At 67.4% G+C, this 21,876-nt stretch carries 22 protein-coding genes; all 22 read left to right on the forward strand.

Translation table 11 applies throughout. The features are described 5' to 3' along the window. The first annotated feature begins 4 nt into the window (after window positions 1-4). The 22 genes from fliG (at window position 5) to HUT07_RS09780 (ending at window position 21,876) form a co-directional block, all read left to right on the forward strand. Entirely contained in the window at window positions 5-991 is a 987-nt protein-coding gene (fliG, locus tag HUT07_RS09675) for a flagellar motor switch protein FliG (protein ID WP_099818764.1), read from the forward strand. Continuing rightward, window positions 988-1,629 carry a FliH/SctL family protein gene (locus HUT07_RS09680; protein WP_176020769.1) on the forward strand — a complete coding sequence of 214 codons (642 nt, stop codon included), beginning with the start codon at window positions 988-990 and terminating at the stop codon, window positions 1,627-1,629. The genes fliG and HUT07_RS09680 overlap by 4 nt, the downstream gene beginning before the upstream one ends. Continuing rightward, a complete protein-coding gene (locus HUT07_RS09685) occupies window positions 1,626-3,026 on the forward strand; it encodes a FliI/YscN family ATPase (RefSeq protein WP_176020770.1) in 1,401 nt (466 codons plus the stop codon). Before HUT07_RS09680 ends, HUT07_RS09685 begins: the two co-directional genes overlap by 4 nt. After that, window positions 3,023-3,505, forward strand: coding sequence for a flagellar export protein FliJ (gene fliJ / locus HUT07_RS09690; protein ID WP_176020771.1), 483 nt, complete (start codon window positions 3,023-3,025; stop codon window positions 3,503-3,505). The genes HUT07_RS09685 and fliJ overlap by 4 nt, the downstream gene beginning before the upstream one ends. Next, window positions 3,505-4,677 carry a flagellar hook-length control protein FliK gene (locus HUT07_RS09695; RefSeq protein WP_176020772.1) on the forward strand — a complete coding sequence of 391 codons (1,173 nt, stop codon included), beginning with the start codon at window positions 3,505-3,507 and terminating at the stop codon, window positions 4,675-4,677. Before fliJ ends, HUT07_RS09695 begins: the two co-directional genes overlap by 1 nt. A 239-nt stretch (window positions 4,678-4,916) precedes the next feature. Beyond that, entirely contained in the window at window positions 4,917-5,432 is a 516-nt protein-coding gene (locus HUT07_RS09700) for a flagellar basal body-associated FliL family protein (protein ID WP_025878990.1), read from the forward strand. Window positions 5,433-5,442: 10 nt separating this feature from the next. Continuing rightward, complete coding sequence (gene fliM, locus HUT07_RS09705; protein ID WP_176020773.1) at window positions 5,443-6,447, forward strand: flagellar motor switch protein FliM; 1,005 nt, start codon at window positions 5,443-5,445, stop codon at window positions 6,445-6,447. After that, a complete protein-coding gene (gene fliN / locus HUT07_RS09710) occupies window positions 6,444-6,779 on the forward strand; it encodes a flagellar motor switch protein FliN (protein WP_099818392.1) in 336 nt (111 codons plus the stop codon). The genes fliM and fliN overlap by 4 nt, the downstream gene beginning before the upstream one ends. Next, a complete protein-coding gene (gene fliO, locus HUT07_RS09715; protein ID WP_176020774.1) occupies window positions 6,776-7,183 on the forward strand; it encodes a flagellar biosynthetic protein FliO in 408 nt (135 codons plus the stop codon). Before fliN ends, fliO begins: the two co-directional genes overlap by 4 nt. Window position 7,184: 1 nt before the next feature. Then, window positions 7,185-7,964 (forward strand): flagellar type III secretion system pore protein FliP, encoded by a 780-nt coding sequence (gene fliP / locus HUT07_RS09720; protein WP_176020775.1) that lies wholly within the window; start codon window positions 7,185-7,187, stop codon window positions 7,962-7,964. Between the two features lie 77 nt (window positions 7,965-8,041). Further along, window positions 8,042-8,311: a flagellar biosynthetic protein FliQ gene (locus tag HUT07_RS09725; RefSeq protein WP_005413254.1), complete on the forward strand. Its 270-nt coding sequence runs from the start codon at window positions 8,042-8,044 to the stop codon at window positions 8,309-8,311. A gap of 16 nt (window positions 8,312-8,327) precedes the next feature. Next, a complete protein-coding gene (fliR, locus tag HUT07_RS09730) occupies window positions 8,328-9,119 on the forward strand; it encodes a flagellar biosynthetic protein FliR (protein ID WP_176020776.1) in 792 nt (263 codons plus the stop codon). A 163-nt stretch (window positions 9,120-9,282) separates the two neighbouring features. After that, window positions 9,283-11,409 (forward strand): bifunctional diguanylate cyclase/phosphodiesterase, encoded by a 2,127-nt coding sequence (locus HUT07_RS09735; protein ID WP_176020777.1) that lies wholly within the window; start codon window positions 9,283-9,285, stop codon window positions 11,407-11,409. Between the two features lie 133 nt (window positions 11,410-11,542). Further along, window positions 11,543-12,673, forward strand: coding sequence for a flagellar biosynthesis protein FlhB (gene flhB / locus HUT07_RS09740; RefSeq protein ID WP_089240997.1), 1,131 nt, complete (start codon window positions 11,543-11,545; stop codon window positions 12,671-12,673). Next, a complete protein-coding gene (flhA, locus tag HUT07_RS09745) occupies window positions 12,670-14,772 on the forward strand; it encodes a flagellar biosynthesis protein FlhA (protein ID WP_176020778.1) in 2,103 nt (700 codons plus the stop codon). The genes flhB and flhA overlap by 4 nt, the downstream gene beginning before the upstream one ends. 145 nt (window positions 14,773-14,917) lie before the next feature. Beyond that, the gene (flhF, locus tag HUT07_RS09750) at window positions 14,918-16,537 is read left to right on the forward strand and encodes a flagellar biosynthesis protein FlhF (protein WP_176020779.1); all 1,620 of its coding nucleotides are present in this window, start codon (window positions 14,918-14,920) and stop codon (window positions 16,535-16,537) included. Next, window positions 16,524-17,411, forward strand: a complete 888-nt coding sequence (locus tag HUT07_RS09755; protein ID WP_176020780.1) for a P-loop NTPase — start codon at window positions 16,524-16,526, stop codon at window positions 17,409-17,411. Before flhF ends, HUT07_RS09755 begins: the two co-directional genes overlap by 14 nt. Beyond that, entirely contained in the window at window positions 17,408-18,151 is a 744-nt protein-coding gene (locus tag HUT07_RS09760; RefSeq protein WP_025878979.1) for an RNA polymerase sigma factor FliA, read from the forward strand. Before HUT07_RS09755 ends, HUT07_RS09760 begins: the two co-directional genes overlap by 4 nt. 19 nt (window positions 18,152-18,170) lie before the next feature. Further along, window positions 18,171-18,563 carry a chemotaxis response regulator CheY gene (gene cheY / locus HUT07_RS09765; RefSeq protein ID WP_005413247.1) on the forward strand — a complete coding sequence of 131 codons (393 nt, stop codon included), beginning with the start codon at window positions 18,171-18,173 and terminating at the stop codon, window positions 18,561-18,563. Next, the gene (locus HUT07_RS09770; protein ID WP_025878978.1) at window positions 18,563-19,168 is read left to right on the forward strand and encodes a protein phosphatase CheZ; all 606 of its coding nucleotides are present in this window, start codon (window positions 18,563-18,565) and stop codon (window positions 19,166-19,168) included. The genes cheY and HUT07_RS09770 overlap by 1 nt, the downstream gene beginning before the upstream one ends. Before the next feature lie 2 nt (window positions 19,169-19,170). After that, window positions 19,171-21,009, forward strand: a complete 1,839-nt coding sequence (locus HUT07_RS09775) for a chemotaxis protein CheA (RefSeq protein ID WP_176020781.1) — start codon at window positions 19,171-19,173, stop codon at window positions 21,007-21,009. Between the two features lie 126 nt (window positions 21,010-21,135). Continuing rightward, the gene (locus HUT07_RS09780) at window positions 21,136-21,876 is read left to right on the forward strand and encodes a flagellar motor protein (RefSeq protein ID WP_108749544.1); all 741 of its coding nucleotides are present in this window, start codon (window positions 21,136-21,138) and stop codon (window positions 21,874-21,876) included.

Genomic DNA, 21,876 nt, shown 5'->3' on the forward strand with positions numbered 1-21,876 from the left:
CCCCCTGACCGGCGTGCAGCGCGCTGCCGTCCTGCTGCTGTCGCTGGGTGAACTGGACGCAGCCGAAGTGCTGCGCCACATGGAACCGAAGGAGGTGCAGAAAATCGGCATCGCCATGGCCACCATGTCCGACATCACCCGCGAACAGGTGGAACGGGTGATGGACCAGTTCAGCCAGGAACTGGGCTCGAAGACGTCACTGGGCGTGGGCTCGGACGACTACATCCGCAACATGCTGGTGCAGGCGCTGGGCAGCGAGAAGGCCGGCAACCTGATCGACCGCATCCTGCTGGGCCGCAATACCACCGGCCTGGATGCACTGAAGTGGATGGACCCGCGCGCGGTGGCCGACCTGGTACGCAACGAGCATCCGCAGATCATCGCGATCGTGATGGCGCACCTGGAAACCGACCAGGCCGCCGACGCGCTGAAGCTGCTGCCCGACCGCACCCGCGTGGACGTACTGCTGCGCATCGCCACCCTCGACGGCATTCCGCCCAATGCGCTGAACGAACTCAATGAGATCATGGAACGGCAGTTCGCCGGCAACCAGAACCTGAAGTCGTCCAACATCGGCGGCGTGCAGTGCGCGGCCAACATCCTCAACTTCATGGACAGCGGCCAGGACCAGGCGATCCTGGGTGAAATCGCACGCATCGATGCACCGCTGAGTGGCCGCATCCAGGACCTGATGTTCGTGTTCGACGACCTGGTGGACCTGGACGACCGCGAGATGCAGCTGGTCCTGCGCGAGGTCAGTGGCGAACGCCTGGGCCTGGCCCTGCGCGGCGCCGACATCAAGGTGCGCGACAAGATCACCCGCAACATGTCCCAGCGCGCGGCCGAGATCCTGCTGGAAGACATGGAAGCGCGCGGCCCGGTACGCCTGTCCGACGTGGAAGTGGCGCAGCGCGAGATCTTGGCCATCGTCAAGCGCATGGCCGATGAAGGCACCGTCACCATCGGTGGCAGCGCGGAGGCGATGCTGTGAGCAACGTCGTGCGCTGGCTTGCCCCGGACCTGCTGGCCCAGCCCGAACCCGTGCTGGACCGCGAGGAGGCCTTCGAACTCACCGAGCCGGACCCTGAGCATGAGCCGGAGCCGCCGCTGCAGCTGCCCACCCTGGAAGAAATCCAGGCGATCCAGGACAGCGCCGAGAAGGAAGGTTTCGACCACGGCCATGCCGACGGCTTCAGCCAGGGCCAGGCCGAGGTACGCCGGCTGGTCGCACAGATCGAGGGCATCCTCGACAACTTCGGGCGGCCACTGGCGCGTCTGGAAAACGAAGTGGTCGGCGCGCTCGGCGAGCTGGCGGTACGCATTGCCGGTGCGCTGGTAGGCCGTGCCTACGAGGCTGATCCGGCGCTGCTGGGGCAACTGGTCGGCGAGGCGATCGACGCTGTCGGCGGCAGCAACCGCGAAGTGGAAGTACGCCTGCATCCGGATGACATCACCGCCCTCGCCCCGTTGTTGACCCTGACGCCGCAGCAGCGGCTGGTGCCTGACACCAGCCTGGGCCGTGGCGACCTGCGCGTGCATGCCGAGGCAGTACGCATCGACGGAACGCTGGAAGCCCGCCTGCGCGGCGCACTGGATGCTGTGATCCGCCAGACCGGAGCCATCGCATGAACACCGACACCGTGTCGCCGTCTTCGCCGCCGGCCGACTGGGCCGTTGCCCGCAACCTGCGCCTGGCCAACCGTCTCGACGGCCTGAAGGTCGACACCGCGCACGGTCGCGGGCTGATCCGCGAAGGCGTGCTGCGCCGGGCGGTCGGACTGACGCTCGAGGCGGTCGGCTGCGAAGCGCCGCTGGGTGCCAGCTGCAAGGTGGAAGTGGTCGACGGCGGCTGGGTCGATGCCGAAGTAGTCGGTTTTGCCGGCGAACGCACCTACCTGATGCCCAGCGCCGAACTGCATGGCCTGCTGCCGAATGCACGGGTGGTGCCGTCGGCCCGACGTGGCGGCGTGGAAGTGGGCGAAGGTCTGCTTGGCCGCGTCATCGACAGCGATGGCGTGCCGCTGGACGGCAAGGGTCCGATCCGCGCTGAAGGCCACGTCGGCATGGCTGGCGTATCGATCAATCCGCTGGCACGCGAGCCGATCACCCAGCCACTGGACGTGGGCGTGCGCGCGATCAATGCGCTGCTGCCGATCGGCCGTGGCCAGCGTGTCGGCCTGTTCGCCGGCTCCGGCGTCGGCAAGTCGACGCTGCTGGGCATGATGACCCGCTACACCGCGGCCGACGTGATCGTGGTTGGCCTGATCGGTGAACGTGGCCGCGAAGTGCGCGATTTCGTTGAAAGCACCCTGGGCGAGGAAGGCCTGCGTCGCGCGGTGGTGGTGGCCAGTCCGGCCGACCGGCCGCCGCTGGCACGTCTGCATGGCGCCTACCGCGCCACCGCCATCGCCGAGTGGTTCCGCGACCAGGGCCTGAACGTGCTGCTGCTGATGGATTCGCTGACCCGCTTCGCCCAGGCGCAGCGCGAGATCGGCCTGTCGGTGGGTGAGCCGCCCACGACCCGCGGCTATCCGCCATCGGTGTTCGCCAAGCTGCCGGCGCTGGTCGAACGCGCCGGCAACGGCGCCAAGGGCCGCGGTTCGATCACCGCCTTCTACACCGTGCTCACCGAAGGCGACGATCCACAGGACCCGATCGCCGACGCCGCGCGCGCGATTCTCGACGGCCACATCCTGCTCTCGCGCCGCGTGGCCGACAGCGGCCTGTACCCGGCCATCGACGTGGAATCGTCGGTCAGCCGCGTGGTCACGGAAATCGCCGATGAACCGTGGCGCCTGCGCATCCGCAAGCTGAAACGACTGGTCTCGGCATACTCGGCCAACCGCGACCTGATCGCCATCGGCGCCTATCAGCGCGGCAACGACGCCGCGACCGATGAGGCGCTTGAGCGTTGGCCGGAAATCATGGAATTCCTCGGCCAGGATGTTGCCAAGGCCGCAGATCTACCGCACAGCCAGGCGGCGTTGCAGCGCCTGGTGGAACAAGAGAATGAGAGGCTGACATGATCCAGTCCAAGCGCATCGATCCGCTGCTGAAGCGGGCCCAGGAACACGAAGATGCAGTCGCCCGCGACCTGGCCGAACGCCAGACCGTGCTCGACACCCATCTGTCGCGCCTGGATGAACTGCGTCGCTACGCCGAGGAGTACGCCTCGCAGCAGATGGCCGACGCGCAGATGGCCGCGACCAGCCCGGCGCAGCTGTTGAACCGGCGTGCATTCCTGGACCGGCTGGACAGCGCGGTGGAACAGCAGCAGCAGACCGTCAACGGCAACCGCGAAAAGGTCGAAGCCGAGCGCGCGCGCCTGATCCTGGCCAGCCGTGACAAGGCAGTGCTGGAACAGCTGGCCGCCAGCTACCGCGCGCAGGAAAAGGTGGTGACCGACCGCCGTGACCAGCGCGAGATGGACGACATCGGCGCACGCCGTGCGCGTCTGGCGCAGACCGAAGACCAGGATGATGGCGAGCAGGGAGGCGGCTCGTGATGCCCTCCCCCCTGAGCAGCAACGCCAGCGCACCGACACCGGGCGGTAGTGGCAATGCCGCCAGTGCACGCACCTCAAGCAGTGATTCGGGCAAGGATTTTGGCAGGATGCTGCAGGGCGGCAGCGCATCCACACGCAATGCCAGCGCCGCGGGCACCGCCAGCACGGGCAGCAGCCCGGCGAAACCGGGCGACGCAACGTCCACCTCCGATGGCAAGCAGGACACGTCGACGACGCGGCCGGGCGACGGCGAAACAGCCGCCACGGACGCCACGGCATCGACGCCTGCTGCACCGGCAACACCCGCAACCGCCGGCGACGAGGACACCCCGCCCAGCACGGACGACGCACCCTGGCCGCCACTGGGTCTGGCCGGACTGATGCTGGCCGTGCCCACCGGCGTCGATCCGGTAGCCGTGGTGCCGACGCCGACAGCCAGCGACGCCGAGGCTGGCGCGCTGCCCACGGCCGCCACGGCACTTCCGGCCGCCGCAGTGGCGGCCAACGCAGCACAAGGTGCGGCAGCGCCAGCCGCCAACGCATCGGCATCCGCTGCCGGCGACGGTGAAGCCAGCGGCCTGCCGTTGCCCGAGCTGGTGCTGGGTGGCAAGGCGTTGGATCGTGCCGATGACGGTGACAGCCTGCAGATCGGCGACCGCGCACCGCCGGCGCCGCTGCAGCCCCCGCTGCCCGCCGCCCTGCAGGACCTGAAGGCCGCACTGGCCAGCAATGCCGTCTTCAATGGCGAACCCACACCGAAGCCGGTGCTGGGCGACGATGGCTTCGACCAGGCCATCGGCGCGCGCATCGGCTGGCTGGCGGACCAGAAGATCGGCCATGCCCATATCCGCCTCAATCCGGAAGACCTCGGCCCGGTGGACGTGCGCCTGCAGATGAACGGCGACAAGGTCCATGCCAGCTTCAGCAGCCCGCATGTCGATGTCCGCCAGGCGCTGGAAAGCAGCCTGCCGCGCCTGCGTGAACTGCTCGGCGAGCAGGGCTTCCAGCTGGCGCATGCCGATGTCGGCCAGCAGCACAGTGGTGACGGCAATCCGGGCAGCCAGGCCACCGGTGGCGGTCGCGGCGGTGACGGAGAACCGTCACTGGGCGATACCACGGTATCGGCGTCGCAGTTGATCCGCCAGCGCGGGTTGCTGGACGCGTACGCCTGACAGGCGTGCCAACCAAGGTTGGCACCCACCAGAGCAGGACGGTTGGCACCCACCAGAACACACGGTTGGCACCCACCTGGGTAGCGCCGGGCCATGCCCGGCGGATACCCGACATTCCGCCGGGCATGGCCCGGCGCTACCGATATCAACACCCGACGGAATTCCGTCGCCCCCCTCCCCGACCGCTCCGGCACGCCCCTTGCATATCCCGGTGAAGCAACCCTCAGGAGCTTCACCCCGTGGCCGCAGCCGCTGACAAAACCAAGAAGACCGCCGACAAGGACAAGACCGCCAAGCCGCGTAGTCCGATCCTGATCACCGCCCTGGTCGCTGTACTGGCCGCCGGCGCCGCCGGTGGCGGGGTGTGGTTCTTCACCCAGTCCAAGCACGAAGACAAGACCGCGCAGGCACCGAAGAAGACCACCACCCCGGCTCCGGCCCAGTACTTCGCGCTGGAACCGGCGTTCGTGGTCAACCTCAACGGCTCGATCGACGGCCCGCGCTACCTGCAGGTGGAAGTGCAACTGATGACCCGGGATCCCGCCGCGCTGGAAGCGATCAAGACCCATGCCCCGGCCATCCGCGCACGCCTGCTGATGCTGTTCTCGCAGGTCAGCCCACAGCAGATCGCCGACATCGCCGGCAAGCAGAAGCTGCAGGCCGATTCGCTGGCCGAAGTGCAGAAGGTGCTGAAGGCCGAGACCGGCAGCAACGGTGCCGACGACCTGCTGTTCACCAGCTTCGTGACCCAGTAAGGGCTCCCCGATGAATGACCTGCTGTCCCAGGATGAGATCGATGCCCTGTTGCATGGCGTGGACAGCGGCGCGGTCGAAACCGAGCCGGACGCCCCCAGTGGCGAAGCACGCTCCTACGATTTCGCCAGCCAGGACCGCATCATCCGCGGTCGCATGCCCACGTTGGAAATGGTCCACGAGCGCTTCGCGCGCCTGTGGCGGATCGGCCTGTTCAATCTGATCCGGCGTTCGGCCGAACTGTCCGTGCGCGGCATCGAGCTGATCAAGTTCAACGACTACATGCATTCGCTGTATGTGCCGACCAACCTGAACCTGATCCGTTTCAAGCCACTGCGCGGCACCGGCCTGATCGTGTTCGAGCCAACCCTGGTGTTCGCCATCGTCGACAACTTCTTCGGGGGTGACGGGCGCTATCCGACGCGCATCGAAGGTCGCGAGTTCACCGCCACCGAAATGCGGGTGATCCACCTGCTGCTGAAGCAGACCTTCGCCGACCTGCGCGAAGCCTGGGCACCGGTGATGGACGTGGACTTCGAGTACATCAACTCGGAGATCAACCCGCACTTCGCCAACATCGTGACGCCGCGCGAATACGTGGTGGTGTGCCGCCTGCATGTCGAACTCGACGGCGGTGGCGGCGACATCCACGTGACCCTGCCGTACTCGATGCTGGAGCCGATCCGCGAACTGCTCGACGCCGGCATCCAGAGCGACCGCAACGACCGCGACGAAAGCTGGGGCCGCACCCTGCGCGAGCAGCTCAACGTGGCCGAAGTCACCCTGTCCAGCGTGCTGGCCAGCAAGCGCATGACCCTGCGCGACCTGACCCAGCTGAAGGTCGGCGACATCCTGCCGATCGACCTCAGCCCACAGGTGCCGCTGTGCGTGGAGAACATCCCGGTGTTCACCGGTGAGTTCGGCGTCGCCAACGGCATGAACGCCGTAAAGATCACCGCTACCCATCCGCCGGGCACCCGTCCGCGCGTACCCGTCATCCAGGAAGACCCGCAATGAACGATATCGACGCCCTCGAACCGACCCCGGCACAGTTCACCAACCTGCAGGCCGATGAGGCGACCGGCCCGGATTTGAACCTGGACGTGATCCTCGACGTGCCGGTGACCTTGTCGCTGGAAGTCGGCCGCGCCCGCCTGCCGATCCGCAACCTGCTGCAGCTCAACCAGGGTTCGGTGGTCGAGCTGGAGCGTGGTGCTGGTGAATCGCTGGATGTGTTCGTCAACGGCACGCTGATCGCCCACGGCGAAGTGGTTGTGATCAACGACCGCTTCGGCGTGCGCCTGACCGATGTGGTCAGCCCCAGCGAGCGGATCCGGAGACTGCGTTGAGCCTGCTCGCCGCCACCACGTTGGCCGTCGCCAAGACGGCCCCGCAGATCGGCCAGCATGCGCCGGCCGCACCGAGCCTGTTCGGTGCGGTGCTGGCCCTGCTGGCCGTGCTGGCCCTGGTCATCGGCCTGGGCTGGCTGCTCAAGCGGCTGCCCGGCAGCGGCTTCCGCCCGGCCGAGGGCATGAAGCTGGTGGCGAGCCTGAATGTCGGTGCCAAGGAACGCGTGGTGGTGGTCGAGGTCAATGGGCAGCAACTGCTGCTGGGCGTGACCGCAGGCGGCATCAACGCCCTGCATACCCTGCCCGAACCACTGCCACCGCCCGCGCCGGTACGCGTACCCGATCTGAAGAACCTGCCGAATTTCGCCCAGCTGCTGCAACAGCGGCTGCGCAAGGACCCCTGACATGCGTCTGACCCGCTCCCGTCTTGCCACCCTGCTGCCGTGGCTGACCCTGATCGCCCTGTGCCTGCTGCCTGCGTTGGCGTTCGCCGCCCCGGGCGCGCCGACCACGCCGCTGCCTGACATCAACGTTGGCAAGATCGGCGGTGCGCCGGTCAGCCTGCCGCTGCAGACGCTGCTGCTGATGACGGCGATCACACTGATCCCGTCGATGCTGCTGGTGCTGACCTCCTTCACCCGCATCATCATCGTGCTGGGCCTGCTGCGGCAGGCACTGGGCACCGGCCAGACGCCGTCCAACCAGGTGCTGCTGGGCCTGGCGCTGTTCCTCACCGCGATGATCATGCTGCCGACCTGGGACAAGGCCTGGAGCACCGGCATGGCGCCCTACCTCAATGGCGAGATCGACTTCCAGACCGCCTGGACGCTGACTACCACGCCACTGCGCGCCTTCATGCTGGCGCAGATCCGCGAGACCGACCTGATGACCTTCGCCGGCATCGCCGGGCACGGCACCTACGCCAGCCCCGATGCGATTCCGTTCCCGGTGCTGGTCGCTTCGTTCGTCACCAGCGAACTGAAGACCGCCTTCGAGATCGGCTTCCTCATCTTCATCCCGTTCGTGATCATCGATCTGGTCGTGGCCAGTGTGCTGATGTCGATGGGCATGATGATGCTGTCGCCGATGCTGGTCTCTGCGCCATTCAAGATCCTGCTGTTCGTGCTGGTCGACGGCTGGGTGCTGACCGTCGGCACGCTGGCGGCGAGCTTCAATCCGGCCTGACAGACGCGACGCCGGATAGTGCCGGCCGCCGCATTGACCACCGCCGGACGTGGCCCGGCGCTACCAATGGAACCCTGATGTCCCCCGAACTTGCCCTGACCGAACTGCGTGGCGGCCTGATCACCGTGCTGTGGGTGGCCGGCCCACTGCTGCTGACCGTACTGGTGGTCGGCGTTGTGGTGGGCGTGGTGCAGGCTGCGACCCAGCTCAACGAACCCACCATCGCCTTCGTTGCCAAGGCTGCCGCCCTCACCGCCGTGCTGTTCGCACTGGGCAGCCTGTTGATCGGCCATCTGGTCGAGTTCACCACGCTGCTGTTCCAGCGCATACCGCACCTGATCGGCTAGACGGACGCGCACGAAGATGGACGCCGCCACCCAGATGGCTGCCGACGGCCTGAATGCCTTCGGCATGATCGGCACCGTGTTGTGGACCATGCTGCGCATCGGCGCGGTGGCCATGGCAATGCCGATGATCGGGACCCGCGCCGTGCCTGCCCGGGTGCGCGTGATGCTGGCCGGCACCCTGGCCATCGCACTGGCACCCTTGCTGCCACCGGTACCGGACTGGACCGGCTTCGACGCCGCCACCGTACTGACCATCGCCCGCGAGCTGGCGATCGGCGTGGCCATCGGCTTCATGCTGCGGCTGGTGTTCGAGGCCGGCGCCATGGCCGGCGAACTGGTCGCCCAAGGCACCGGCCTGGCGTTTGCGCAGATGAGCGACCCGCTGCGCGGCGGCACCTCCGGTGTCATCGGCCAGTGGTTCTATCTGTTGTTCGGGCTGCTGTTCTTCACCGCCAACGGCCATCTGGCGTTGATCTCGCTGGTGGTGGACAGCTACCGCGCCCTGCCCATCGGCGCACCGCTGCCCGACCCGCATGCCTTCTTCAGCATCGCCCCGACCTTCCTGCTGACTGTGCTGCGTGGGGCGCTGACCCTGGCCATCCCGCTGACCGTGGCGATGCTGGCGGTGAACCTGGCCTTCGGCGTGCTGGCCCGCGCCGCGCCGGCACTGAACCCGATCCAGCTGGGCCTGCCGGTCTCGCTGCTGCTGGGCCTCTTCCTGCTGACCCTGCTGGTGGGCGAAATGGGCCCGCCGGTGCAGCGCCTGTTCGATGCCGCTTTCGAGGCTGCCGGTGCAGTGACCCGCTGACGCGGTCGTCACGTTTTGCTGCTTGCCGTCCCCCCCGGTGCCCGCGTTACAGTGAATGGGCAGCGACCGGGGGGACGCTGCAACCGGCGGCCCCAGGGTCGCTTGCCTTACGCATGCCCCACCGTAGTTTTTCCGTTGACAGGCAGGTCCGGGAGACTGACGAATGCTGGAAGGCACGTACAACCCGTGGCTGGTGGCCACCTCATTGCTGGTTGCAGTGATGGCGTCCTACACCGCGCTGGCGATGGCCGGGCGCACCGTCACCGCGCCCGGCAAGGGCGCGACCTGGTGGTGGCGACTGGGCGGCGGATTTGCGATGGGGCTGGGCATCTGGTCGATGCACTTCATCGGCATGCTCGCCTTCGACCTGCCCATTCCGTTGGGCTACGACCTGCCCATCACCCTGCTGTCGCTGGCACTGGCGATCGGCTCATCGGTGTTCGCGCTGTGGCTGGTATCGCTGCGCACCCTGCCCCATCCACGCTTGGCCGGCGGGGCACTGCTGATGGGCAGCGGCATCGCCAGCATGCATTACGTGGGCATGGCCGCGATGCGCATGCGACCGGGCATCGACTACCAGCCGGTGTGGCTGCTGCTGTCGCTGCTGGTTGCGGTGGCCGCGTCGTGGACCGCGCTGTACGTGGCCTTCCGCCTGCGCGCGCAGCACACCCGCATCGGCGACCGCCTGGCCGCCGCCGGCCTGCTCGGCCTGGCCATCGTCGGCATGCACTACACCGGCATGGCCGCCGCACGCTTTCCCGATGGCAGCGTCTGCGGTGCGGCAGTGGGCGATGGCCTGCAGAACAACTGGCTGGCGATGCTGGTGGTGGTGCTGACCGTGGCGATCCTGGCGGTGGTGCTGGTGGTGTCCTGGCTGGACCAGCGGGTGGAGGCGCAGCTGCTGCGCCTGCGCAATTCGCTGCTCAGCACGTCGCTGACCGACGCCCAGCAGGAACTGACCCAGGCCGCGCTGCACGACCCGCTCACCCGCCTGCCGAACCGGCTGCTGCTGCAGCGGCGCATCGTGCAGGCACTGGCCGAGGCCGAACAGGGCGGCAGCCGCTTCGCGGTGATGTTCATGGACCTGGATGGCTTCAAGCAGGTCAACGATGCCTATGGCCACCAGGCCGGTGACGCGCTGCTGGTGGCGGTGGCCGAACGCACCCGCCAGCTGCTGCGACCGCACGATCTGCTGGCACGGCTGGGCGGCGACGAATTCGTGCTGGTGGTGCGCATCGAGCACGATGAAGACCTGCCGACCCTGGCCCGGCGCATCCTGCAGGCGGTGGGCAGCGGCCCGCTGCTGCCGGACAACGAGCTGCAGGTGACCGCCAGCATCGGCATCGCGATCTGTCCCGACCATGCGGCCAGCGAACGCCAGCTGATGGCCTTCGCCGATGCCGCGATGTACCAGGCCAAGGAGTCCGGCCGCAACGCTTTCGTGCTGTTTGCCGACTGGATGAACGACAGCGCCGAGCAGCAGTTCCGCCTTCTGGCCGACCTGCGTCGGGCGATCGGCAGCGAGCAGCTGTTCCTGCATTACCAGCCGAAGATCCGTGTGGCCACCCAGAAAGTGGCCGGCGCCGAGGCGCTGATCCGCTGGCGCCACCCGGAACAGGGCCTGATTCCGCCCGACCGCTTCATCCGCCTGGCCGAGCGCAGTGGTGCGATCAACGAAATCGGCCGCTGGGCGCTTGACCAGGCCTGCCAGCAGCTGCGCCACTGGCACGATGCTGGCCATGACAGCTGGACGATGTCGGTGAACCTGTCGCCGGTGCAGTTCAGTTCGCCGCACCTGTTGCAGGACGTCCGCGAGGTGATCGAGCGCTACGCGATCGCCCCGCGCAATCTGGTACTGGAGATCACCGAAAGCACGGTGATGCGCGATACCGACACCAGCCTGCGCCTGCTGCAGAGCTTCTCCGCGCTGGGCGTGGGCATCTCGATCGATGATTTCGGTACCGGTTACTCCAGCCTGCTGTACCTCAAGCGCCTGCCCGCCACCGAGATCAAGATCGACCATGCGTTCGTGCGCGACCTGGAACACAGCGCCGAAGACGTGGTGATCGTGTCGGCCATCGTTGCGCTGGGCCATGCGTTGGACATGGACATCGTGGCCGAGGGCGTGGAGACCGCGGCGCAGCGCGCCTATCTGGAACGCCTGGGCTGCGACTACCTGCAGGGCTTCCTGTTGGGCCGGCCAGTGGACGCGGCCCGTTTCATGCAGCTGCACGACCTGCCGCGGCCACGGGTGGAAATGGCCAGCGGGCCGCCCCGCAACCCCCAGTAGATCCACGCCATGCGTGGATTGCCCTTCCCGCCGAGCCAAACCCCGTAGATCCACGCCATGCGTGGATGTCCCGCGCCGCCGTCACGGAACGGTTCTTGCACGCACCCCGGCATCCCCTGCTGCAGTGCCTGTGATGTCCGAGAACGAATCGGCCGGCGAAAAGACCGAACAACCGACAGAAAAACGCCTGCGCGACGCCCGCGAACAGGGCAACCTGCCGCGCTCGCGTGAACTGGGCACGGCCGCCGTGTTCGGCGCCGGGGTGATCGCGGTGATGGCCATGAGTGGCTCGATGGCCAGCGGGGCCAGCGCCTGGATGCGCCACGCACTCAGCCCCGAACAGAGCCTGCGCCAGCACCCGAAGGCCCTGTTCGGTCACTTCGGCGACCTGCTGCTGCAGCTGATGTGGGTGATCGCCCCGTTGGTGCTGGTCTGCCTGCTGGCCAGTTTCCTGGCGCCGGTAGTGATGGGCGGCCTGCGCTGGTCGGCCAAGGCGATGATGCCCGACATCAACCGCATGAACCCGATGAGCGGACTCAAGCGCCTGTACGGCCCGGAAGCCGTCGCCGAGTTCATCAAGTCGCTGCTGCGCGTGGCCTTCGTCGGCGTCGCCGCCGGCATGGTCGTCTGGACCAGCTTCAACACCCTGCGCGGGCTGATCCACCAGCCGCTGGAAACCGCCATCGGCGATGGCCTGGGTTTCACCCTGCGGCTGCTGCTGGCCACCGCCGGCGCGATGCTGGTGCTGGCCGCCATCGACGCCCCGTACCAGCGCTGGAACTGGATGCGCAAGCTGAAGATGACCCGTGAAGAGCTGCGCCGGGAGATGAAGGAGAGTGAAGGCAGCCCGGAAGTGAAGGGCCGCATCCGCCAGCTGCAGCAGCAGATGGCCAACCGCCGGATGATGGAAGCGGTACCCACCGCCGATGTGGTGGTGGTCAACCCGACCCACTATGCGGTGGCGCTGAAGTACGAAGGTGGGGCCATGAATGCGCCCACCGTGGTCGCCCTGGGCGTGGATGAAACCGCCCTGCGCATCCGTGAAGTGGCCGACGGCAACAAGGTCGCCATCGTCTCTGCCCCGCCTTTGGCACGCGCCTTGTATCGGGAAGGCCAACTCGGCAAGGAAATCCCCGTGAGACTGTATTCAGCCGTCGCCCAGGTCCTCTCTTACGTCTACCAGCTGCGCAGCTGGCGGACCGGCCCGATGCCGTCCACGCCACACATCCAGGTCGATGAATTCGGCAACGGGGGCCGCCCATGAGCGCCCAGGCATCCAGCTTCAATACCCGCCGCGCGCTTGAAATGATCCGCCAGGGTCTTGGCGCGCCGCTGATCGTGCTGGCCCTGCTGGCCATGGTCGTGGTGCCGCTGGCCGCGCCGGTGCTCGATGCGCTTTTCACCTTCAACATCGCCATCTCGCTGATGGTGCTGCTGGCGGTGGTCTACGTGAAGCGCCCGCTGGACTTCACCATCTTCCCGATCGTGCTGCTGATCACCACCATGCTGCGGCTGGCGCTGAACGTGGCCTCCACCCGCGTCATCCTGCTGAACGGCCAGAACGGCCACGACGCGGCCGGCAAGGTGATCGCCGCGTTCGGTGAATTCGTGATCGGCGGCAACTATGCCGTCGGCATCGTGGTGTTCGCGATCCTGACCATCATCAACTTCGTGGTCATCACCAAGGGCGCCGGCCGCGTCTCGGAAGTGACCGCGCGCTTCATCCTGGACGCCATGCCCGGCAAGCAGATGGCGATCGACGCCGATCTCAACGCCGGTTTGCTGACGCGCGAGGAAGCCAAGCTGCGCCGCGAAGAGGTCCGCGAGGAAGCCGACTTCTACGGCGCGATGGACGGCGCCAGCAAGTTCATCCGTGGCGATGCGATCGCCGGCATCCTGATCCTGTTCATCAACATGCTCGGCGGCCTGGCCGTCGGCGTGCTGCAGCATGGCATGCCGTTCGGCGATGCAGCGGCCACCTACACCCTGCTGTCGATCGGTGACGGCCTGGTGGCGCAGCTGCCGGCGCTGCTGGTGTCCAGCGCGGTGGCGATGCTGGTTACCCGTGCTTCGCGTTCGCAGGACATGGCGCAGGCGATGACCGGCCAGGTGTTCGGCCAGTACCGTGCACTGGCGATCACCGCCGGCATCCTCGGCGTGGTCGGCCTGGTGCCGGGCATGCCCAACGTCGCTTTCCTGACGCTGGCGGCGATCCTCGGCTTCATCGCCTGGAAGGTCTACCGCAAGGGCCTGGTGCCAGCGCAGGCCGACACGGCGGCGGGCGAAACCAACGCACTGAACGCGCTGGGCCGCCCCGCTGCTCCCGCACCCACTGCTGAATTGAGCTGGGACGAGCTGCGCCCGGTCGATCCGCTGGGCCTGGAAGTGGGCTATCGATTGATTTCGCTGGTCGACAGCAACCAGGGCGGCGAGCTGATGCCGCGCATCAAGGGCGTGCGCCGCAAGCTGACCCAGGACGTCGGCTTCCTGATTCCGTCGGTCCACATCCGCGACAACCTCGAACTGCCGGCCAACGGCTACCGGGTACTGGTGCATGGCGTGCCGGTGGCCACCGCCGAGATCCATCCCGACCGCGAACTGGCGCTGGACCCTGGAAGTGCGCTCGGTCCGCTGGAAGGCATTGCCGGCAAGGACCCCGCCTTCGGCCTGGATGCAACCTGGATCCAGCCGCACCAGCGCGCCCAGGCCGAAACCCTGGGCTACACCGTGGTCGACCCGGCGACGGTGGTGGCCACCCACCTTTCGCACCTGATCCGCGAGCACGCACCGGAACTGCTCGGCCACGAGGAAGTGCAGCACCTGCTGGCCAACCTGGCCAAGAGTGCGCCCAAGCTCGTCGAAGATCTGACGCCGAAGGCGCTGCCGCTGTCGGCGGTGGTGCGCGTGCTGCAGAACCTGCTGGTCGAGCGCATTCCGATCCGCCAGCTGCGCAAGATCGCCGAAGCACTGGTCGAGCACGCCCCGCACAGCCAGGACCCGGCCACGCTGACCGCTGCAGTGCGCACCGCGCTGGGCCGTTTCATCGTGCAGGAGATCGCCGGAATGTCGGCGGAGCTGCCGGTGTTCACCCTCAACCCGCAATTGGAACGTGTCTTGCAGGAGTCCACGCAGGGCAACGGCGCCGCGCTGGAACCCGGACTCGCTGAGCGACTGCACCAGAGCCTGGCCGAATGTGTCAGCAAGCAGGAAGCCCGCAACGAGCCCGCGGTCGTGCTGGTACCAGGCCCGGTGCGCGCCGCGCTGGCCCGCCTGGTCCGCCACAGCGTTCCGTCGCTGTCGGTCCTGGCGTACAGCGAGGTGCCGGAGGACAAGCGCCTGAAGCTGGTTGGAACGATCAGCTGACGCCGCCCTGCAAAGCGCCAGAAAACAGACACCACTTTCAAACACCCGCAACAGACAGATTCCAAGGGGAACCCGAACCGTGCAGACCACCGACCACCCGCGTTCTCCGACCGCCACTCCGCCGACTTCGTCCCGTGACCACAGCATGAAAATCAAACGATTCGTCGCCGCCGACATGCGCTCGGCCATGAACCTGGTGCGCAAGGAACATGGTCCTGACGCCGTGATCCTGTCCAACCGCCGGATCGAGGAAGGCATCGAGATCGTGGCTGCCGCCAACTACGATGAGAGCGCCGTGCAGCGCGCCCTGGAAGCCTCGCGTCGCGACGTGGCACCGCCGCCCGCGCCGAAGCCGCGCACCGCCGCCGATGCGGTGATCGCCGCCGTCACCCGCCGTCGCAGCAGCACCCCGGCACCGGAGCCGGTGGCAGCCACCACGTCGGCCGTCGCCGCCCTCGCCCGCGCCGCTGTCGGCGCGACCGGCCGCACCCTGGACAGCGCCGACGAGATCGTGCCGACCCGCGGCAGCACTGGCTTCGCTGCTACGCTGGCGCGTGCCGCCGTCAATGAATCGACGCTGCCGGAACAGATCTTCGCCCCGTTCGCCGACGCCATCGTGGCGCCCTCGCCGGCTGCGGCCGCGCCGGTGAACCGCGCCCGCTTCCAGATCGATCCGCCGCTGGAAGACAGCGCGCAAATGTCGGCAGTGTCGCCGCCGCCGTTGCCGGTCGCCCTCCAGGCCGCCGTCACGCCCGAAGACGAAGCCCCCCATGCGCCGGTTGCCGTGCAGCCGACAGAGCTTGTGCCCGCACCGCTGCCGACCCTGGCGCCGGCACCGGCGCTGACCCTGGTCGCCGACGACGCCGAAATCCGCCACCTGCGCCAGGAAGTGGCCGGTATGCGCCAGGTGATCGAGCGCGAGATGAACCGCTTCACCGACGAGCGCCTGCGCGGCTGCCCGGTGCGCGCCACTGCGCTGGACCTGATGGACGAGTACGGCTTCGACGCTGGCATCGCCCGCGACGTGGCCATGCAGATTCCGTTGGAGACCGAAGCCCATCGTGGCCGCGGCCTGATGCTGGGGTTGATCTCGCGCAAGCTGCCGATCGCCCCGGTCGATCCGATGGAAGAAGGCGGTGTGATCGCCCTGGTCGGCCCGACCGGCGCCGGCAAGACCACCACCATCGCCAAGCTGGCCTCGCGCTTCGCTGAAGCCCATGCGGCCCGCGATGTCGCCCTGGTCACCACCGATACGATGCGCATCGGCGCCCGTGAACAGCTGTACGGCTACGGCCGCCAGCTCGGCATCGCGGTGCACGAGGCCAACAGCGGCACCGACCTGGACCAGCTGCTGGAGCGATTGAAGGACTACAAGCTGGTGCTGATCGACACCGCCGGCCTGGGCCCGCGCGACCGTGCGCTGGCCGCCCAGCTGCAGTGGCTGCGCGCCGCCCGCCAGGTGCGCACCCTGCTGGTGCTGCCGGCCAACACCAGCTTCGGTGACATGGACGAGGTGGTCCGCCGCTTCGGCGCAGCCAACCTGCAGGGCCTGGTACTGAGCAAGCTGGACGAGACCGGCCGCTTCGGCAACGCCCTGTCGGTGGCGGTGGACCACAAGCTGCCGATCACCTGGGTGACCGATGGCCAGGACGTCCCGGACGACCTGCACCGGGCCAGTGCAGCCAATCTTGTACTTCGCCTTGAAGATTTGCGCCGCGCGGCCGATATGCCCTGCAACCCGGAGTTGAACCATGCCGTCGCGTGAGTACGCCAAGCTGACCACCACCTTCCCGCTGACGGCGACCCGCAGCGAGCCGCTCGGCCCTGTGCGCACGATTGCCGTGACCGGCGGCAAGGGCGGCGTCGGCAAGACCAACGTGTCGGCCAACCTGGCCGTGGCGCTTGCCGGCATGGGCAAACGCACCCTGTTGCTGGATGCCGACCTCGGCCTGGCCAACATCGACGTGATCCTCGGCCTGAACCCCACCAATACCCTGGCCGACCTGGTCGCTGGCCGCTGCAGCCTGGATGACGTGATCATCGAAGGCCCGAACGGCGTACTGGTGGTCCCGGCCGCGTCCGGTCGCCGGCACATGGCCGAGCTGGCCCCGGCCGAGCACGTGGGCCTGGTCAACGTGTTCTCCGAACTGGAACGCGAGCTGGACATCATGGTGGTGGACACCGCCGCCGGCATCAACGATGGCGTGCTGACCTTCTGCCAGGCCGCGCAGGACACCGTGGTCGTGGTCTGCGATGAACCGGCCTCGATCACCGACGCCTACGCCCTGATCAAGGTGCTGTCGCGCGAACGTGGCGTGGACCGCATCCAGGTGGTGGCCAACATGGTGCGCGACCCCAACGAAGGCCGCGTGCTGTACGAGAAGCTGACCCGCGTCTGCGAGAAATTCCTCGCCGATGTCTCGCTGAACTACCTCGGCTGCGTGCCGCAGGACGACTGGCTGCGCCTGTCGGTGCAGCGCCAGCAGCCCGTGGTGAAGGCCTATCCGTCCAGCCCGTCGGCACTGGCGATCACCGAGATCGCCCGCCGCACCGCCCGCTGGCAGGCACCCACCGAGCCGCGCGGTGGCGTCGAGTTCTTCCTCGAACGCATCATCAAGCAGCGTGGGGTGGCCGCATGAAAGGCGCCGCCCAGTACAGAGAGGTCCAGCGCACGGCGGCCAATGAGGTCATCGCCCAGCACTCGGACCTGGTGCGGCGCATCGCCCACCATCTGGCCGCACGTCTGCCGGCCAGCGTTGAAGTGGACGACCTGATCCAGGCCGGCATGATGGGCCTGATCGAAGCGTCGCGCAGCTACGACGCCGATCAGGGCGCTTCGTTCGAGACCTACGCCTCGATCCGCATCCGCGGCTCGATGATCGATGAGATCCGTCGTGGCGACTGGGTACCGCGTTCGGTGCACCGCCGTGCCCGCGACGCTGCTGCCACCATCCGCCGCCTGGAGCAGAGCACCGGTCGCGCCGCCAGCGCCACCGAAGTGGCTGCCGCGATGGAGATGCCGCTGCCCGAGTACCTGCGCCTGATGGAAGATGCCTCGCGCGGCCAGGTGCTGAGCCTGGAATCACGCATTGAAGACCAGGGCGAGCTCGACACCGTCGCCCAGGGCGGCCCGACCCCGCAGCAGGTGCTGGAACGCGGCGAGTTCGGTCGTGAGCTGGGCAACGCCATCGGCCACCTGCCCGAGCGCGAACAGCTGGTGCTGTCGCTCTACTACGAGCAGGAACTGAATTTGAAAGAGATCGGCGCAGTGCTCGGCGTGAGCGAGTCGCGGGTCTGCCAGATCCACGGCCAGGCGGTCCTGCGCCTGCGTGGCCGACTGAAGATTTTCGAGGCGGCCGACGCCGGCCTCGAGAGCTGATCAACAAAGGAACTCTGCTTTGAACAAGAACATGCGCATCCTGATCGTCGACGACTTCTCGACCATGCGTCGTATCGTCAAGAACCTGCTGGGCGATCTGGGCTTCACCAATACCGCCGAAGCCGAGGACGGGCATGCCGCGCTGTCGTTGCTGCAGAGCCAGCCGTTCGATTTCGTGGTCACCGACTGGAACATGCCGGTGATGACCGGCATCGAACTGCTCAAGGCGATCCGTGCCGATGCCAAGCTGAAGACCCTGCCGGTGCTGATGGTGACGGCCGAAGCCAAGCGCGAGCAGATCATCGAAGCGGCGCAGAACGGCGTTAACGGTTACATCATCAAGCCGTTCACCGCACAGACGCTGGAAGAGAAGCTCGGCAAGATCTTCGAACGCCTGGCGGCCAGCGCTTGATGGACACCACGGTCGACAAGAGCGCCCTTGCCCTGCGCCTGCAGGAAGCCCTGGACGCACTGGAATCCGGTGACGAGGCTGCCTGGCGCCAGCGCATCGACGGCCTGGTCGCGCTGCGTACCCAGCCGATGATGAGCGGCCTTTCGCGGCTGGCCCGCGAACTGGGCCAGGCGCTGGGCGAACTGCCGACCGTGCCCGATGAAGCCGGCGAGCTGGACGATGCCTGCGCGCGCCTGGACCACGTGGTGGCGATGACCGAACAGGCCACCCACCGCACCCTGGACCTGGCAGAAGAGTGCCGCAGCCTGACCGAACAGCTGCGCGCCGATGGCCTGCAGCCGGGCCAGGACGTGCAGCTCGACCGCATCCGCCACAACCTCACCGAGATCGCCCTGACCCAGAGTTACCAGGACCTGACCGGACAGATCATCCGCCGCGTGGTCGGCATCGTGCGCCGCGTGCATGAGGGTTTCGGCGCGCTCGGCCTGCCGCCGGAACAGCATCGCACCGACCCGGAACTGGCCGGGCCGGCACTGAAGGGGCTGGACCGCCATGCGGTCTCGCAGAACGACGCCGACGACCTGTTGTCGGATCTGGGGCTGTAACCATGGGCGCGGTAGCCGACGACATCACTGCCGATTTCATCATCGAGGCCCAGGAAATCCTGGATCGCCTCGGCGAACAGCTGGTGTCGCTGGAACAGGCACCGCAGGACAATGACCAGCTCAACGCGGTGTTCCGTGGCTACCACACGCTGAAAGGCGGCGCTGGATTCCTCGGCATCACCGCGATGGTCGAACTGTGCCACGCCGCCGAAGAGGCGCTGGGCGCCGCGCGCGCCGGCCAGGCCGTATTGCAGGCCCATCACTTCGATGCCGCCCAGCAATCGCTGGACTACCTGCAGTCGATGCTTGACGCGGTGTCTTCAGGCACCGAGCCGGGCTTTGCCCCACCCGAACTGGTCGCCCAGTTCGATGTGCATGGCGGTGGCGCAGCAGCGCCATCGGCCGCGGCGCCGAGTACCGGCGGGAGTGACCTGATCACCGACGACGAATTCGAGGCCCTGCTCGACCAGCTGCACGGCGGCAAGGCGCCGGCACCCGTGGCGGCGGCGAAGAAGGCCGACGACATGATCAGCGAGGACGAGTTCGAGGCATTGCTCGATCAGCTGCATGGCGGCGCCGCCCCGGGCAGCAACCCCACCGCAGCGATTGTCGCCGTACCGGCACCACGACCGACGCCCGCGCCGGCCGCACCAGTCGCCAAGCCGGCGCCCAACAAGCCCGTCGCCGAAGCCGAACACACCGTGCGCGTGGATACCAAGCGCCTGGATGCCATCGTCAACCTGATCGGCGAACTGGTGCTGTCACGAAACCGGCTGAAGACGCTGCGCACCCGCCTGCGCGATGAAGAGCTGGACCGCGCGGTGTCGACGCTGGATATCGCCACCGCACGCTTGCAGTCGGCAGTGATGCGCACCCGCATGCAGCCGGTCGGCAAGGTGTTCTCGCGCTTCCCGAAGGTGGCGCGCGACGTTGCGCGTTCGCTGAAGAAGGAAGTGGATCTGGAGCTGATCGGCGCCGAGACCGAGCTTGACCGCAACCTGGTCGAAGCACTGGCCGATCCGCTGGTGCACCTGGTCCGCAACGCCATCGACCATGGCGTGGAAATGCCTGACCTGCGCGAAGCGCAGGGCAAGCCGCGGATGGGCCACGTGCGCCTGTCGGCACAGCAGGAAGGCGACTACGTCAGCATCGAAGTGCAGGACGACGGTGCAGGCATCGATCCGGAGAAGCTGCGTGCCAAGGCGCGCGAGAAGGGCCTGATCGATCCGGAAGCCGCTGCCCGCCTGAGCAGTGAGGAATGCCTGCACCTGGTGTTCCTGCCGGGGTTCTCGACCAAACAGCAGGTGACCGATATCTCCGGCCGCGGCGTCGGCATGGACGTGGTGCAGTCACGCATCCGCGAGCTGAGCGGGCAGATCCAGATCCAGTCGGAACTGGGCCGCGGCAGCCGCTTCATGATCCGCGTACCGCTGACCCTGGCGATCCTGCCGACCCTGCTGGTGCAGGCCGGCGAAGACGTCTACGCGCTGCCGCTGGCCCGTGTGATGGAAGTGCTGCATGCACCGCGCACCTCGCTGGGCTGGTTCGACGGCCGCGCCGTGCTTGACCGCCGCTCGCACACGCTGGCGCTGGTCGATCTGCGGCAATGGCTGGATGTGACGCCGGCCGCCTCGCCCCTGCTGACCATCGTCGTGCTGCAGGCCGGTGAGGCACGCTTCGGGCTGGTGGTGGACCAGGTGCGCGGGCGCGAGGAAGTGGTCATCAAACCGCTGCCGAAAGCCCTGCGCGGCCTGCGCGGTTATGCCGGTGCAACCTTGATCGGCGATGGTCGCATGGCGTTGATCCTGGACGTGGACGGGCTGCGCAGCCCACACGACTGACCCGATTGCTGAACCCGACATGCAACAGCGCCGGGCCATGCCCGGCAACAGAAAAAACTGTGAACTCCGTTACACCAGAATCTCCCGGTGTCTCAAGTCCCATTCATACAAGCCGATACCGGACCCATGGATAGACTCAGCCTCATTGGACTTTTCCTCGCCCTGGCCTCACTGGTCGGTGGCAGCATCCTCAAGGGCGCCGGCCTGGCGTCGTTGTGGTCGCCTGCGGCGTTTGTGATCGTGATCGTGGGTACCGTGGCGGCCATCCTGCTGCATACCGCGCCGGCGGTGTTCAAGCATGCGTTCAAGATCGTGCGCTGGGTCGTGCGGCCGCCGCACAGCGACCGTCGCGAACTGATCCAGCAGATCGTGGAATGGAGCAACATCGCCCGCCGCCAGGGCCTGCTGGGCCTGGAATCGCAGGTGGAAGCGCAGCGTGATCCGTTCCTGCGCAAGGGTCTGCAACTGCTGGTGGACGGCGTGGAACCCGAATCGATCCGGCACATGCTGGAAATCGAACTGGGCAGCCAGGAACACCAGGACCAGGCCGGCGCCAAGGTATTTGAAGCCATGGGCATCTATGCGCCCACGCTGGGCATCATCGGCGCCGTGCTGGGCCTGATCGCGGTGATGAAGAACCTGGCCGACCCCAGCAAGCTGGGCCACGGCATCGCCGCTGCGTTCACCGCCACCATCTACGGCATCGCCTCGGCCAACCTGCTGTTCCTGCCAATCGCGGCCAAGCTGAAGGGCGTGATCGCCCACAACTCGCGCGACCGCGAAATGGTGATCGAAGGCCTGATCTCGATCGCCCAGGGCGAGAACCCGCGCAACATCGAAACCAACCTCTCCGGCTTCCTGCACTGA

It is taken from the genome of Stenotrophomonas sp. NA06056 (assembly GCF_013364355.1).
Classification (GTDB): domain Bacteria; phylum Pseudomonadota; class Gammaproteobacteria; order Xanthomonadales; family Xanthomonadaceae; genus Stenotrophomonas.

Bases quoted from the DNA above. Each gene is read 5' to 3' on its own strand.
- HUT07_RS09685 (WP_176020770.1), top strand. From the start codon at position 1,626: ATGAACACCGACACCGTGTCGCCGTCTTCGCCGCCGGCCGACTGGGCC.
- fliJ (WP_176020771.1), top strand. From the start codon at position 3,023: ATGATCCAGTCCAAGCGCATCGATCCGCTGCTGAAGCGGGCCCAGGAA.
- HUT07_RS09695 (WP_176020772.1), top strand. From the start codon at position 3,505: ATGCCCTCCCCCCTGAGCAGCAACGCCAGCGCACCGACACCGGGCGGT.
- fliM (WP_176020773.1), top strand. From the start codon at position 5,443: ATGAATGACCTGCTGTCCCAGGATGAGATCGATGCCCTGTTGCATGGC.
- fliN (WP_099818392.1), top strand. From the start codon at position 6,444: ATGAACGATATCGACGCCCTCGAACCGACCCCGGCACAGTTCACCAAC.
- fliP (WP_176020775.1), top strand. From the start codon at position 7,185: ATGCGTCTGACCCGCTCCCGTCTTGCCACCCTGCTGCCGTGGCTGACC.
- HUT07_RS09725 (WP_005413254.1), top strand. From the start codon at position 8,042: ATGTCCCCCGAACTTGCCCTGACCGAACTGCGTGGCGGCCTGATCACC.
- fliR (WP_176020776.1), top strand. From the start codon at position 8,328: ATGGACGCCGCCACCCAGATGGCTGCCGACGGCCTGAATGCCTTCGGC.
- HUT07_RS09735 (WP_176020777.1), top strand. From the start codon at position 9,283: ATGCTGGAAGGCACGTACAACCCGTGGCTGGTGGCCACCTCATTGCTG.
- flhB (WP_089240997.1), top strand. From the start codon at position 11,543: ATGTCCGAGAACGAATCGGCCGGCGAAAAGACCGAACAACCGACAGAA.
- flhA (WP_176020778.1), top strand. From the start codon at position 12,670: ATGAGCGCCCAGGCATCCAGCTTCAATACCCGCCGCGCGCTTGAAATG.
- flhF (WP_176020779.1), top strand. From the start codon at position 14,918: ATGAAAATCAAACGATTCGTCGCCGCCGACATGCGCTCGGCCATGAAC.
- HUT07_RS09755 (WP_176020780.1), top strand. From the start codon at position 16,524: ATGCCGTCGCGTGAGTACGCCAAGCTGACCACCACCTTCCCGCTGACG.
- HUT07_RS09760 (WP_025878979.1), top strand. From the start codon at position 17,408: ATGAAAGGCGCCGCCCAGTACAGAGAGGTCCAGCGCACGGCGGCCAAT.
- HUT07_RS09770 (WP_025878978.1), top strand. From the start codon at position 18,563: ATGGACACCACGGTCGACAAGAGCGCCCTTGCCCTGCGCCTGCAGGAA.
- HUT07_RS09775 (WP_176020781.1), top strand. From the start codon at position 19,171: ATGGGCGCGGTAGCCGACGACATCACTGCCGATTTCATCATCGAGGCC.
- HUT07_RS09780 (WP_108749544.1), top strand. From the start codon at position 21,136: ATGGATAGACTCAGCCTCATTGGACTTTTCCTCGCCCTGGCCTCACTG.